The sequence below is a fragment of the Affinundibacterium baiyunense genome (assembly GCF_018139645.1).
Classification (GTDB): domain Bacteria; phylum Pseudomonadota; class Gammaproteobacteria; order Burkholderiales; family Burkholderiaceae_D; genus Undibacterium; species Undibacterium baiyunense.
Genome location: NZ_JAGSPM010000002.1, coordinates 429,369 through 443,387, shown reverse-complemented (window position 1 = coordinate 443,387; position 14,019 = coordinate 429,369). Strand labels below are relative to the sequence as shown.

General features: G+C 45.3%; 12 protein-coding genes. 5 read left to right on the top strand and 7 right to left on the bottom strand.

The genetic code is table 11. The annotated features are described in order from the left end of the window. Positions 1 to 78: 78 nt before the first annotated feature. From KDM92_RS05130 to KDM92_RS05115, 4 genes are all read right to left on the bottom strand, one after another. Positions 79 to 525: a nuclear transport factor 2 family protein gene (locus tag KDM92_RS05130; protein WP_212683307.1), complete on the bottom strand. Its 447-nt coding sequence runs from the start codon at positions 523 to 525 to the stop codon at positions 79 to 81. Between the two features lie 250 nt (positions 526 to 775). Beyond that, a complete protein-coding gene (locus tag KDM92_RS05125; RefSeq protein WP_212683306.1) occupies positions 776 to 1,831 on the bottom strand; it encodes an AraC family transcriptional regulator in 1,056 nt (351 codons plus the stop codon). Between the two features lie 137 nt (positions 1,832 to 1,968). Further along, positions 1,969 to 2,742, bottom strand: a complete 774-nt coding sequence (locus KDM92_RS05120) for a LytR/AlgR family response regulator transcription factor (protein ID WP_212683305.1) — start codon at positions 2,740 to 2,742, stop codon at positions 1,969 to 1,971. Next, positions 2,732 to 3,862, bottom strand: a complete 1,131-nt coding sequence (locus KDM92_RS05115) for a sensor histidine kinase (protein ID WP_212683304.1) — start codon at positions 3,860 to 3,862, stop codon at positions 2,732 to 2,734. The genes KDM92_RS05120 and KDM92_RS05115 overlap by 11 nt, the downstream gene beginning before the upstream one ends. A gap of 458 nt (positions 3,863 to 4,320) precedes the next feature. Between KDM92_RS05115 and KDM92_RS05110 the strand changes: the two genes are divergently transcribed. Together KDM92_RS05110 and KDM92_RS05105 are read left to right on the top strand one after the other, a co-directional pair. After that, positions 4,321 to 6,501 carry a carbohydrate binding family 9 domain-containing protein gene (locus tag KDM92_RS05110; protein WP_212683303.1) on the top strand — a complete coding sequence of 727 codons (2,181 nt, stop codon included), beginning with the start codon at positions 4,321 to 4,323 and terminating at the stop codon, positions 6,499 to 6,501. Between the two features lie 420 nt (positions 6,502 to 6,921). Continuing rightward, a complete protein-coding gene (locus tag KDM92_RS05105) occupies positions 6,922 to 8,106 on the top strand; it encodes a peroxidase, FMP-type (protein ID WP_212683302.1) in 1,185 nt (394 codons plus the stop codon). Between the two features lie 142 nt (positions 8,107 to 8,248). On the opposite strand, the gene KDM92_RS05100 is transcribed toward KDM92_RS05105, so the two are convergent. Continuing rightward, positions 8,249 to 9,334: a GGDEF domain-containing protein gene (locus KDM92_RS05100; protein WP_212683301.1), complete on the bottom strand. Its 1,086-nt coding sequence runs from the start codon at positions 9,332 to 9,334 to the stop codon at positions 8,249 to 8,251. A 256-nt stretch (positions 9,335 to 9,590) separates the two neighbouring features. After that, positions 9,591 to 10,211, bottom strand: a complete 621-nt coding sequence (locus tag KDM92_RS05095; protein ID WP_212683300.1) for a DUF7010 family protein — start codon at positions 10,209 to 10,211, stop codon at positions 9,591 to 9,593. 279 nt (positions 10,212 to 10,490) lie between these two features. On the opposite strand from KDM92_RS05095, the gene rhlP reads away from it, so the two are divergent. From rhlP to KDM92_RS05080, 3 genes are all read left to right on the top strand, one after another. After that, entirely contained in the window at positions 10,491 to 11,276 is a 786-nt protein-coding gene (gene rhlP / locus KDM92_RS05090) for a rhombotarget lipoprotein (protein ID WP_212683299.1), read from the top strand. Positions 11,277 to 11,527: 251 nt separating this feature from the next. Beyond that, the gene (locus KDM92_RS05085) at positions 11,528 to 12,037 is read left to right on the top strand and encodes a hypothetical protein (protein ID WP_212683298.1); all 510 of its coding nucleotides are present in this window, start codon (positions 11,528 to 11,530) and stop codon (positions 12,035 to 12,037) included. Positions 12,038 to 12,475: 438 nt separating this feature from the next. Then, positions 12,476 to 13,177 carry a NosD domain-containing protein gene (locus KDM92_RS05080; RefSeq protein WP_212683297.1) on the top strand — a complete coding sequence of 234 codons (702 nt, stop codon included), beginning with the start codon at positions 12,476 to 12,478 and terminating at the stop codon, positions 13,175 to 13,177. Positions 13,178 to 13,258: 81 nt separating this feature from the next. Here the strand turns inward: KDM92_RS05080 and KDM92_RS05075 are convergent, their stop codons facing one another. Next, the gene (locus tag KDM92_RS05075) at positions 13,259 to 14,008 is read right to left on the bottom strand and encodes an alpha/beta hydrolase family protein (RefSeq protein ID WP_212683296.1); all 750 of its coding nucleotides are present in this window, start codon (positions 14,006 to 14,008) and stop codon (positions 13,259 to 13,261) included. Positions 14,009 to 14,019 lie beyond the last annotated feature (11 nt).

Sequence of the window (14,019 nt, the reverse complement as noted above, 5' to 3'; positions counted from 1 at the left end):
AGCAATTAATAGTAAGACTCTGGGAGAGTGCAGCGTGAAGATTTTGTAAGCTGAATAATTCAACCACAATAAAACAAACTACTTGCGAACCCCACTCCAAGACTTACTAACAATTTTCCACTGCCCATCAATTTTATTCAGCGCAAGGTAGTCGACGCCTTGCCATTGTGGATAATCTAAAGTGACTTTGACGACGGCACCGAGATCGCTGATATCCAATATGGTGTACTGGCGATGGCGCTGGGCTTCGTCCTCTGCTGGATGACCGGGAAACCCTTGTACCCATTCTTCTCCGCTTTGTGTGACGACTTTTTGTTGCCGATTTGAATATCCCAACACGATTGCATCTTTTCTGGCGACTTGTAAGGCGATATCGGCCCGACCAGCTCTAAAAGCTTGCATCATCGTTTGCATAGTCTGATCCACCGCGGCAAATTCTTTATGCTGCTGCACTTGAGCGAAAACGGGGTGGGATAAACTGGCGAGAATGCTGATCCAAAAAATAGGTTTTAGAAAAAATTTCATATTTAAATCCTTGATGTAGAAAATTGAAAAATGACGACGCGCGGATATCGATCTCTTGCTTCTCCAATTCCTATGAAGAAGTGAAAGATTGAATCAACGATTTAGAAAAAACCGCGAACTACTGCTGGAAGTTTTGAGGAAAGCGTCCTTAGCCACCGCGGCTAAGAACACACTGTTTGGAGAAGAAGACATGATAGAGAGCTCCGTTAAAAGTTAAAGGAGCTTTCATCATAAGGATTTGCGTTGAAATCTATGCCTGACTAGATATTTCAGGACTACTAAAATCAGTTTTCGGAGTCTGATGTTGTTCTCGATACGATGAAGGCGTGCATCCATTCACTTTTTTGAAGGCGGCATAAAAGGTCGACATCGATTGAAAGCCTGCTGCCTCTGCAATATTTTCTAGAGAATGCTCGGCATTTTGTAGCAGCAAATGCTGCGCTTCCGCGACACGCAACGCGTTTAAATATTGCTTGAAAGAGGTTCCGTTATTGTCGTTCAAGAGCTGTGACAAACGTGCTTGCGGCATACCCAAACGTCGCGCCAGACGCGATAAGTTGAGCATAGGATCAAGAAACAAACGTTCTTTCGCCATTAAATCGGCTAAGGCTTGCAATTCTATGCTTGCTGCTGGTGTTTCAATTCTTCGGTTCTGATACGGCTCGACTGGTGCACTACCATGCCGCCACCCCCACAACACGATCAAACACAAATACAAAACAAAGGAAAACGATAATGCCCCCACAATATACGAGGTATAACCGGAGCTAGCATAGGCTAGCCAAATGAACCATAGGCCTGCCACAACTGTAAGTAGCAAACGTCCTGCAGTTGCAGTGGGAAGACGATGTTTTTGCTGTATCAAGATACCGCTACTAATCAGCAGATAGGCAAACCAAAGCCAAGTAATTGTTCCCACAATCGGGCCGTGCCACAGTTGCGGATCATTCGCGTAGGGCCAAATCAGATTAACCAACAATGCGACCAAGCTAATCACCAATAAATGCAGGCGCTCCCATTGCCCCAAAAGCTTCTCACTACTCAAGCTATGGCGCACAAAGAAATACAAACAAGGACCGATGAAGAAACATGCAGTCAAACCAATTTGTATGACAATTGACGGCGTATCAGATAAAAAAACCAGCGCAACGGATTTACCGGTACGGATACTCACCATCAAAATTAAAATCGCTAACCACCGCTGCGCGACCGAGACCGAACCCGCGATCAAAAGATAGATGGAGAGTGCTAATCCATTAAATGAACCAAGCGCGGCAAAGAAAAATAAGAGGTGATTATGAACCATGCTCAAATGAATGAATCGAGTGATAAAAGGTGCGCCGCAACACAAATCAATGCACGTCAATGCAAATCACAACATGCTAACAACACATCTATCTAAGTAAATGAATAAGTAGCGTCGCTGAAAATCACGATAGTAGCTCAAATCGAATCAATCATGATCTCTTTGACCATCTGTAGGTAGGCTCGGCTGACCGGTAATGTATGACCACAACGTAGCGCCAGAGTTGCCGCGCCGTTTGTGAAATTACCGAGTTTGATCATATCGGTCGCACGTACAATGAAACCGCGATGCACACGCACAAAAACTTGTGGATCAAGCTTTTGCTCTAAGGTGTTCATCGTCACACGTAACAATTTGCAGCCGAGTTTGGTGTGTAGTTCGACATAATTGCCAGCAGTCGATATGTAACTGACCTGATCCAAAGATACGACTTCGATCTCACCAAGGCTACGTATGGCAACCTGTTGCAGATAAGCATGTTGCGGCGTTGAGCCTGTTTCTAGATAAGCGTTTAGCGTTTGACCATAACCACTTTTGCCACGCATGCGTACCGTCTCTGCGGCACGTCCCAGTGTTTCAGACAAACGTGTATTGGAAAAAGGTTTCAGCAAATAATCCAAAGCGAAACATTCAAACGCGTGCAATGCATAACAACTATGCGCGGTCACAAAAATGATCACAGGTGGTGCGCTGGTTTTACAAAGTCGCTTGGCGAGATCGATACCTGAAGTTTCTGGCATATGAATATCGAGAAAGATGACATCGACTTGATGCTGCGCCAACACTTGCTCGGCTTCACTCGCGCTTTCACATAGCGCCAATACTTGCCATTCTGGATAATTGCGTAGGGCACATTGCAAATTGACCCGCCCCAATTGTTCGTCATCGACAATAATTGCGTTAATACTCATTTGGCAGAAAAATATCTACTTGAAAGCGATTACCAACTTTGCCTGCATTAAGACTAGCTGCGCCATGATATAAAGAATGAAGACGCGCCTTCAGCGTTTTTAAACCTAGGCCAAAACCGGGCGCGCTGGCAACTCCGACATGAACTGGATTACTCACGCTACATAGCAAGCCTCTGCTATCCAAGCTAAAAGTGAATACGATATCGCTTTCACCTTTGTGACACTCCAAATCATGCCGTAGCGCGTTTTCTAACAGAGGCTGGAGCAAAAATGGGGGGCAATCATAAGCAAGAACCGCTGGGCTAAGTCCATGCATCTCTACCTTTAATCGTTCACCATAACGTAATTTCTGTAAGCACAAATAGTCATTCAAACACTGCACTTCGTCTTGTATGCCAACCCAGGTCATTTCACCAGATGCTAGTGAGTAACGTAAAAGCTCACTTAATTTTTCAATCGCAATCAATGCGCTTTCACTGTTGGCAGAACGCACTAAACCAGACAATGCATTTAAAGAATTAAACATAAAGTGCGGTTCCAATTGCGCCTTCAACATCGCAAGATTTTGCTGTTCCAAAGCCAAACTCAAACGCAGAGAATGTTCACGCTGATCGCGTAGCGCAGTCAAACGCTTTTGATTTTGCTGCCACAAACGCAATCCCAACACTGCTGCAAATACAGCCGTAATCGCACAAATCCGAAACAAGCAAACGGCATTTTCGTAAGCAAGTACACGATCTAAGAATGGAATGTCCTTACGTGCCCAAATGAGTGCAAAAGCAGCGTTGAAAATGTGCCACGGTATGATAAAAAGAAATGAAAGTACATAAGCGAGAAAAATGACACGCGCGTGATTCAGATACTCGTCCCAACGACACGACAAAAAATATAATACCCAAGAGAGTGGCGCTAGCACCAAAGCAGCTGCTACCCAATTTACAAAAATCGTCCCGAACTGTGCTCGCTCACCATTACGTAAATCTTCGCTATAAATTGCCAAGGCAATCAATACACATAGTGAACCCCATCCCAAGAAATTATAGAGCAAGAAAAAGAATGGCCGCTTCCAATCTGGAAACTTAATCGGCAAAAGCAACGAGGAATTTGTCAGGCTAGTCATGCGCATTAGTATAACGCGATAAATTCCTAGCAAATCAAATTCGCATGTATTCCATCACACTAAAATGCACACTCATCACAATCTTAAGTGGGTGATGAAAGTGGCGATGCAGAGACGAATTTTGCTTAATTCACAGCAACAAACTAAGTCGCTTGCTAGACGTAACGAAGCTGAACAAGCTACCAATATCCGCACGGCAAGTATGACATCGGGTGCTCAAAGAATTGCCCAAAAACACGCTATCACACCGTGATAGCAATCTATCACTCTTACAATGAAGATATCAAACAAAGCCAAGATAATTGTCGCTCGACTTGTACTGATTTGGACGTCACATGGCAACAATAATCGCAAAACACTTTACTCACACCTGCAAAGCTACGGTGCGAAACATACATGGAAATTCAAACAAAAGATTACTGACCGCATTTGTATTTGGAATATTCGGAATCATTAGCTTGCTGCTACAAAATCCCGCACTGGCGCAGTTAGTCATCCCCAAAGCCGATAAACCACCCCAATTGAAAGATTATCGCCAACCAGACAACATTCCTGCCACCGCAGGTGTTGAGATCAAGCAGTTTGTGCAAAACACGCCGCATGAAGGAAGCGCACCAAGCTATGCGACTAAGGCTTATCTCTCTTACGACCAAGAAAATCTATACACGATCTTTGTTGCACATGCCAATCCTAAACATTTAATTGCACGACATTCACGACGTGAAAATAATGGCGGAGAAGATTTCGTTTTGCTGCAAATCGATACCTTCAAAGATGGGCAGCGTGCCTTTGTATTCTATGTAACCCCGCTTGGGGTACAGGCCGACTCCAGCTATATAGAAGGCAAAGAAGAAGATTTTGATTTCGACACCCAATGGCGCACTGAAGGTGAGTTAACCGAGTTTGGTTACATCGTCAAGATCGCAATTCCATTCAAGAGCTTACGTTTTGCCAATGGTGATAAACAAGAATGGGGACTTTCCGTGGCGCGCTATATTCCTGAGTTCACCGAATTTATCACCTGGCCTCTTATCTCCAAGCAGCAGCCGACTCTGGTTAACCAGTTTGGCACTGTAGTGATCAATGAGCGCATAGCAGAACAACGAAACTACCACGTCAATCCCTATCTTTTTAGCGGCAAAGACAAGTTTCTGACCAACATCGACAAACAAGGTAAAAAGTATGTCGGTTTTGTTCAACAACAAAAAACACAGCTTGGTTTGGATGCCAAATATGTGTGGAATAATTCGGTCACCGTCGATCTCACTTTGAATCCAGATTTTTCCGATGTAGAAAGCGACGAACCACAAGTCTTGGTAGATAAACGCTTCGAAACTTTATTCCCAGAAAAACGTCCCTTCTTTTTAGAGAACTCTGGCTTTTTCAAAACTCCCTTACCCTTATTTTTCTCACGCCGCATTGTCGAACCAGATGCAGGACTACGCGTGACCGGCCGTCAAAATCAATTTGCGCTTGGCGGCATGATGATGGACGATGTATCCGAGCCTGCGGCTGGCAAAGCCCATATCGGCTTAGTACGTGGGCAGGTCGACTTTGGCCAAACCGGTAACCTCGGACTTCTATTCAGTAAGCGCAGCCAAGCTGATCAAGCCAACTCAGTTGCCGGGGCGGATTTCAGACTGACGCCATTAGCCAACTGGATCTTCACTGGACAATTCGCAAAAAGCCAAAGCAAACAGCATCAAAACAAGCATGAAGGCGAAAATCAAAACAACAAGCAAACGAATAACAACGACCATCTAGCCTATGTCGAAGCGATTTATGGCTCACGTGCATTGACCTATAGCGGAAAATATACCGACATAGGACAACAATTTGATGCTCGTTTAGGCTTTATTCCACGTACCGATATCAAACAAAACGAACAGCAAGCGAACTATACTTGGTTCGGCGCACCTGGAGATTGGATACTGACGCAAGAGCTCAAAGCCACGCTCACCCATACCGACAATCAACAGGGTCAATTTCAAGATCAAAAAAACCATTTGCTATACACCCTCAAAGCTAAGCAAGCCAATACTTTCACGATAGAGGCAGTACAACAATCCGATAATCTGAACAATCAAAAGGTCAAGACGGCGGGTTGGTTAATAGGTTGGCACACTCGTACCTTGCCTGAGCTAGTGAGCACCATTAAATTGGGCCAGCGACAAGCACCCAATTACCAATTTGTTGATCCTGCTGTGTTGAGCGGCGATGCGCGCAATGCGCAACTAAAAATAAAGTGGCTGTTCGGTCGCCATGTGCGTCTAGATGCGAGTTATATCTGGAATGATCTACGTCACGCCAAAGGCACTGTCTATCTTGATCGACTTGCGCGCTTTAATCTCGCCTACCAGTTCGATAACTATTGGGGTGCCAGTCTGATTATGGATTATCACTCCCTATCCGCAAATCAAACTTGGAGTAGCTTAAAAAACGAAAAGAGTCTCAACACCAATCTACAATTGCGCTACGTACTAAGCCCAGGATCAAGTGTTTACCTCGGCTATGTTGATCGACAAGAAAACATAGGTTTATTCCATGATGAACATGGCTTGGTGCAAGCACGACCAACGAATCAGCTTTCACTTCATACAGGCAAACGTGTCTTTATCAAATTGAGTCATTTGTTTTAAGTCCGCTTTTTCCATTTACATGTTGAGCCGCTTCAGGCTTGACATGTAAAGCGATGTCGAACATCACCATCTCTTGCAACACGCGCTAACGCTGCGTTTCTCCTCACTACCCGTATGTGGCTATCGACCCAACACTGCGTCGATACAGCACCGCGTCAACACGGCACCTACATTTCCCCACTTGGCACGATGCTTGCTAAAAATAAAATCCAGTTTCATCACAAACACAATTTCTGAAAGACGGTTTTTCTTTGTGCTTAGTAGCGCCAGAGATTCAATCTGAATAGCGATGAAACTGGAAAGGCTTTTGTAATTCCACCGACTCTGTTGCGTGCGATGCAAGCGCCTGCCATGTAAAAACAATTGTCGAGATCGATCACGCCAAATTCAACCCTGATACTTTTTAATGGAGCAACGAACATGAGCATTCCGCAAACCCCAACACCGCCGTATCCAGAATACTCAGACGCCGTCTTAGATGCGCCAGCTAACTACGGCATATTGGAACAACTGATCGGCACTTGGGTCAATGTCAATCCTAACAAGAGTGCGACAGGTTGGGGCTTACATACGACTTGTATGCCGTCGCCTGGCACCAATACCGAAACCATTTTTGGTATTTTTCATTTTTTATGCGAAGACTATACTGAAGAACTGAGCTTTGCTCCGGTATCTGGTGGTGTACGAAATCGCGGTGGTACTAACGAACAATTCGCTGGCGCTATCGAATACAAGCAAAGCGTGCAGCGCGTTAGCGATGGCGTTGGTATCCACGAAGAAGTGGGGATGTATCTGTGGCTAAATGAAATGTACAACCACGCCGCTACTGAGCAATCGGTAATCGACGATAACGGCTATCCCTTGATCTCAATTGGGGCAGGGGCGAATGGGCCGAATTATGTGCCGCCTTATTCGATAGCAAGAAGCGGCACGATTCCACACGGCAGTGCAATCATGTTGACGGGTAACTTTCAACAAGATGTTCCTGGCAAACCCGCATTTCCAACTGGCACCGACAGTTGGAGCGCACCATTTGTGCAGTCTTGGCCAGACTTACAAATCGCCAATGCACCCAATCTCGCTTCCTCGCCGTTAGCGATTTCTCCTAGTATGGGTGCTTCTGCTTTGCTAGTGCCTCCCAATGGCAACACTGCAGAGGCAGCGCCACTCAATCTCGACGAGCCTGCACCGGCGTGGGCGTTTGATAAATCTTTAACCGTGACCCAGCCTGATAGCAACCTGACGTATTTTCAGCGCATCGTTGCGGATCAACATTATCCTTATTCTGTGCGTCCCGATTTGCGTCTACGCGATGCAATCAAGGATCAAAACATTAGCAAATACACCTTGATTCAATTGAGTAGCAAACACGATGGCGGCCCACAAGGGGGCATACTCAACACGCCCTTCGTCAAGAAGTTTGCTAACGTGACCGAGATGAGTTTGAATCTGTGGTTAGAAACGGTGATCGAGGATGGGCAAGAAGTGCTACAACTACAATACGAGCAAATCATCTTCTTCGAGTTCATGGTCGGTTCGAATGGACAAACCACCCGCTGGCCACATATACAAATCAATACTTTGCGTAAAAAGCCCGCATGTTAAAAAATCAAGTTAAGGCATTGAAGTAAGTTAGATCGGCTCAAGGGACATTTTCGGTAACAATTTGAAAGTTCCTTGAGCCGCACAGTATGGGGTGAGCGGATGAGCCAATGAGCGACTAGATAACTCACCAAAGCTCATACGATTAAGCAGTCGTAGCAAAACAAGACACGCGATTGCGCCCCAATTGTTTCGCCTCGTACATCGCCTGATCTGCGCGTCGCTGTATCGCTGCCATACTCTCGCCCACTTGGTCGGAAGTTGCAATGCCGATACTTGCGGTAATACACAATCGTTGCGTCGCAATTTGCGGCATCAAGTCTTCAATCTCTTGACGCATATGCTCGGCTAACTTATGTGCACCTGCTAAATCAGTATCGGGTAAAAATACCGAAAATTCTTCACCACCAATCCGGCCAACTGCATCGCTTTGGCGTACCACGTTTAGCATGCTTTTACTGACTGCTTTCAAAACAATATCACCAGCTTCATGGCCATAGGTGTCATTAATTTTTTTAAAGTGATCAAGATCGACAAACAACACTGAAAACTGCTGATGATGCCGTTGCGCCAAATGAATTAATTGATCGCAAGTAGCGTAATAGGCACCTGCATTGAGTAAATCCGTCAAAGGATCATGGCTGGCGAGATGGCGCAGACGTTGATTGGATTCACGCATACGCACAAAATAAGACATCGAGCGCGCACCATAAATATGAAAGAATGCGCCCAAATAAAACAAGGCAACCAGTAAAGTCGCCATCGCATTGATCGAATATGGTTGCGGCAAATAAGCGTTGCCTACTGCCAAACCCAACATCGTCGCCAAGCTTATCAGCATGCCGGCTTTTTGCCCAAGTAAGATATACACACCAGGGATATTCGTAAAATACCAAATCACGCGCATTTCGTCGGCAGACACCATATACAGTGCAGACGTATATTCAGCCATACAAACTGCCTCATACATCCATGCCAATTTCAGCAATAAATGCGGGCGACCACGCAAGCCTAACCAGAGCAATAGACTCAGCGACATAAAGATCGCCATCGATACTACGTGAAGCGTATCTATCGTATTGATTCCCGTCGCCACCCCAAGCAGGAGCAAACCAGTAACCACTGCGCCTGCCAGCATTAACACCGTCAGAAATCGGAACTGGAAGGCGCGATATTCTTCACCCTCTAAGAAAGTCACATCGCCGTAGAGTATTTGTCTCAAGGTTGGCATCGTCAATTCCTCGTGCATTTTGCGAAGCTTGTTTTTTCAATCTCATAATACGCTCAAGATGCTAGCCGATGAAGGTATCAAGCAGATTTAGCAACAGTTTGCTTAATACCTAATCGCTTTGCGCTGAGATAAATGTCGATGCAGCTAGCACGATGCATTCACAATGCATTCACAATACAAGCAAGATCAACCAACGATGTTAATAATATCAACAACCAAAGAAAATAAAGAAAGGTAAAAAAAGACACTGCTCATACTAGTATGCTGCTTGCGCAAACAAGCTTGCTGGCTGCGTTTTCACCGCTTGCATACGCTTCCAACGCAACTCCAAAACAGCGATGCTCACCACATACAGAGCCACCACAATCAGCGCTTGCAACACAAAGCTGTGCTCGGGATACATGATCCATGCAAATGTACATAACACAGTACGAACAATTGCATGGAACACACCGATCCAATGTTGAATCAAGACGCTCAAAGGTAGCCACATCAAACCCGTCAAAATCGCTACCGCAAAAGGCAAGCTACGATAATTTTCTAAGAAAAATGGAATCGCTAAGGCGTAACACAAAAAGCACATCGCCACCGCCGACAAAAATACCGTATCAAAGAAATTACGTTTCGCATTTGACTTAAACGCCAATTGCTCACCAGTTAGCTTTGCCAACAACATCGCTACATAAACAATGCTACCGGTACCAATAAATATCGCCAAAACCTGCGCCTTAGGGCTGAGAAAAGCCCCAGTAAAGATCAAGAGCGACCACACCAATAAGCCTGCCAAAGGCATCGCTAAGAAGCGACGTTGACGAAACTCAGCCAGTTGTTGATCCAATGACATAGCCACTGTTGAAGAAACTGAAGATGATGACATGATGAACTCCCTCTCAAAAAAGCGATTAAGCAATGAATGTGTCGATGGAGACATGATCAAGCAAATCCGCGCTATCGCGTAGTAGCGTTTGTCATGACTTCGCATGACATTTGTCAGGCGCGCATCGGGATGCTTGAGCAGAAAATAAAATAACCCAACCCAGTAGACGACACAAAATGCGACGCTAAGCATCAAGACATGCGACTTTTTATAAAGAGAGTGCTGTATGAATAAGATCTAGTTAGGCTGCACACTCTTTCTAACTACCTAAAGAACAGCATGAAAACCTTAAAGTTATTGAGTGGCTTGGCTATCGCAGCCATCACCGTATTCGCACTTAGTGGTTGCGCAAGCATGGCTGGACCGAAAGAATCAAAACAATCGGCCAGTATCGTCGATTACCTCTATCCCAAAGCTGCACAAGCACCGCGACTTGCTCCTGGTATCACCTATCTAAAACCGCCAATGCGGGTGGGTATCGCCTTTGTTCCAAACGCGCCCAGTGCGCGTACCTTGCCCGAAACGGAAAAAATCAAACTGATGGAACGCGTCAAAGTCGCATTTGCTGGACAAGCCTATCTTGGTTCGATAGACATCATTCCATCACAATATCTAAAGGCCGCTGGCGGTTTCGACAATATGGAACAAGTCGCACGGATGTTTAATGTCGACGTGATGGCGATGGTTTCTTACGATCAAGTTCAATTCACCGATAGCAATTCACTGTCGTTCTTATATTGGACCGTGATCGGTGCCTACCTCGTCCATGGTAACGAACACGACACCCAAACCATGCTCGACATCTCGGTATTTGATGTGGCAAGTCGTCAATTACTCATGCGTGCACCGGGTACGAGCCAAGTAAAAGGCAGCGCCAATTTATCCAACTACAGCGAGCGCTCGCGCGTAGCGCGTATAGAAGGCTATAACAAAGCAGCCGATCAATTAATTCCAGCATTACAAAATGAAATTGCGAGCTTTCGCGAACGTCTAAAGACCAATGAGAATATGCGCGTTGAGCCGCGTGCAGGCTATCGCGGCGATAGTAATCCAAGTCAGAAATAAGACGCTTCACGCGACGGCTGCGATGATGGGTACAACTCTATCTGTGCCCATCGATACATTTCAACTCAAACGGGCATCAACAAGCACACATCGCATTATTTGCAAATTGCGCTATTCGATCAGGTAAGCAAGTTTACAATATGGACTTTTCTCAATTTAGATTAACCAGTTCCATGTTCAGCAAAAATACTTTTCTCTGTGCACTACCATTCGTGTTTGCTTGCAGCACCTTACTTGTATCAAATCAGAGTATGGCCAAACTAGATCAACAGGGCGCGACTATCCCATCACTATGTCTGAAGGGTGAAAGCAATTTAGCGACTGCGTGGATGGGAAATACGATCAGCACTGAAAGTGGTTACAAAAATAAAAAGGACGGTAAGATCGTCTCGATGTGTACCGATGTAGAGCAAGCGCCGTATCAAAAAGTAGTCTATCGCTACGGTCTGCCACAACAGATAGAATTAGAAATGGTCGCAAGCGAATCCGCACCATTTTACTTTTTTAATCGTTCCACCTCCACACACACTGGAGAAGATATAGTCTTCTTCAACAATGCGAACTATACCTACTACTTGGTGATCGCAGCAGGCCAAGCGAATGGCGTCACTTTACGCATCTACAATGGAAAAAAGTTGATTTTTAATCGTTTCTCCGGCAATCACGATGGCGAAGATTTTGTACAAGGTCCAGCCGAAGTTGATCTCAAAGCACGGCAATCAAAACGCTACCAAATCAAAAAACCAGCGCACGCTTTTTAGCAAAACGCATATTTAGCTTCAATCCTGCTTGCATTCAGGTGAGCACAGGGATGCATCAGGTATCACCGAAGAGAAATCGCAATATGCTCAGACAATTCACAAAAAATTAAATGACAAGCGTCGCTTGTGGCTTCAACGCATCTCAAAAATTTGGCGACAATGATATGAACGGATTAGAAATTACACTCACACTATCGCCCGAATATTTTGTTTGTGCTTATTAAAGACTTATTACCGTTTCACAAGATACGATAATCAATTACAGCACATAACATTTCTAAATGCGAACGATGCTTTGCCACCAGCTCAAAACTGAAGATAGCGTAAAGCAAAGTTGATCAAACTAATGTTAACGTGTTATTTTGCATACGACGGTTCTCAGCGTAACCATTTCAGAATCGACTTTTCTCCTGCTTTTAAACTTGAAGGAATGCCGCCATGTCTGTGCTAAAACATCTGAAACTTTTTGTTGTGCTCTTATTCGCTACATTTGCATATAGTTCTACAGCATCAGCTGCTTGTACACCGATCAATTCCGTTCCTTTTGCAATCACTTCGTCTGGGCAATACTGCCTAAGTAATAATGTTCAAACAAGCGGTGCAGCCGGAATTCAAATTAGTATAGGCATTGGAAATGTTACGCTAGATTTAGGTGGCTTTTCTCTCAAATGTATGGCGGCGCAGAACGCCATCATGACTACAACAAGCGTATCAAATGTAATCGTTGAGAACGGTACGATCCGTGATTGCAACTATGCGGTGGCAATTAATAATTGTACTAGTTGTAGCGTTAGAAATATTCAAGCAATCAATAACTCGATAGGCATTGTTGCCAGTGGCTTTGCATCCAGAGTAGAGAATAATCAAATCCGCAACGATAATGCGAGTGCGGGAAACCCAGCGATCTTAATGGATGCATATGCATCGCTGATTTCATCAAATCACATCAGCGGTTCGTCTTTAGGAATAATGAATCGGGGCAAAGGCAATGTCATACGCGCAAATAGTTTTGGCCAATGTGGCACCGCGATTCGTTTCGACACTCGCGCCACCTACCAAGACAATCTAACTCAGCTATGTACAACGGCATTCTCGGGCGCGGACTTGGCAAATAGTACCGATGCTGGTGGGAATTTTTAAACGTTGTTTCGACTTTAAGTATTACTAATACGTTTTGCCCCAATCGCGTGACTTTTGATTCAAATTAGTCACAAGACCGAACTACCGCCCCAAAGATAGTAATTCACTTAGGACCGATTGCCACGCAACTGTGGCTGGATCAATCAAGGCAAAATGACCACAATCTGGTAAGTTCAGCAAACGTGTAGCCGGAAACACCGCGCAATATGAGGCGGCGACCGCGGGTGGGACGATTTCATCATCATTGCCTTGCAAAATACTGACCGCTACTTTAGGCGTGTGCAGATTCATGGGATTCACATCCGCACGATGAATTGGATCTTGTCCCAAAAAGCGCTGCACTGCGCCATCACCTAATTGCATTGCATGCGCCATTTGCAAATCAGCGGCAGGCGCCAAAGCAAGAACGCCCTTTAAGTGAATCGGCAAGTCTAACTGCGCACAACGTGCCGCTGCCCACAACACCAAATGTCCGCCTGCAGAATGCCCAAGCAACAAAATCTGCCCATTGTGCCGCTGTGCTTGTGCAGGCAAGGTGTGCAAAGCGCACATCACATCACCAAGAGTTTGATCGGGTTGGCCTGAAACTCGACGATACTCCAAGGTCAAGGTTGTCCATCCCGCTTCTGCCAATGCGCAAGACATCGCTTCTGCATGCATGCGATCATATTCTGGCTTCCAAAAACCACCATGTATGAGCACCAACAGCGGCAGTGCATCTGCTTGGCTACCGTAGCGTAGGTCAGCAATTTGATCAGGATGATCACCATACGCGAGAGTAAGATCGGCGGGCTTGGCGCTGCGGCTAAGTATAGAAAGGTCTTCGCTCATAGGACTCTTGA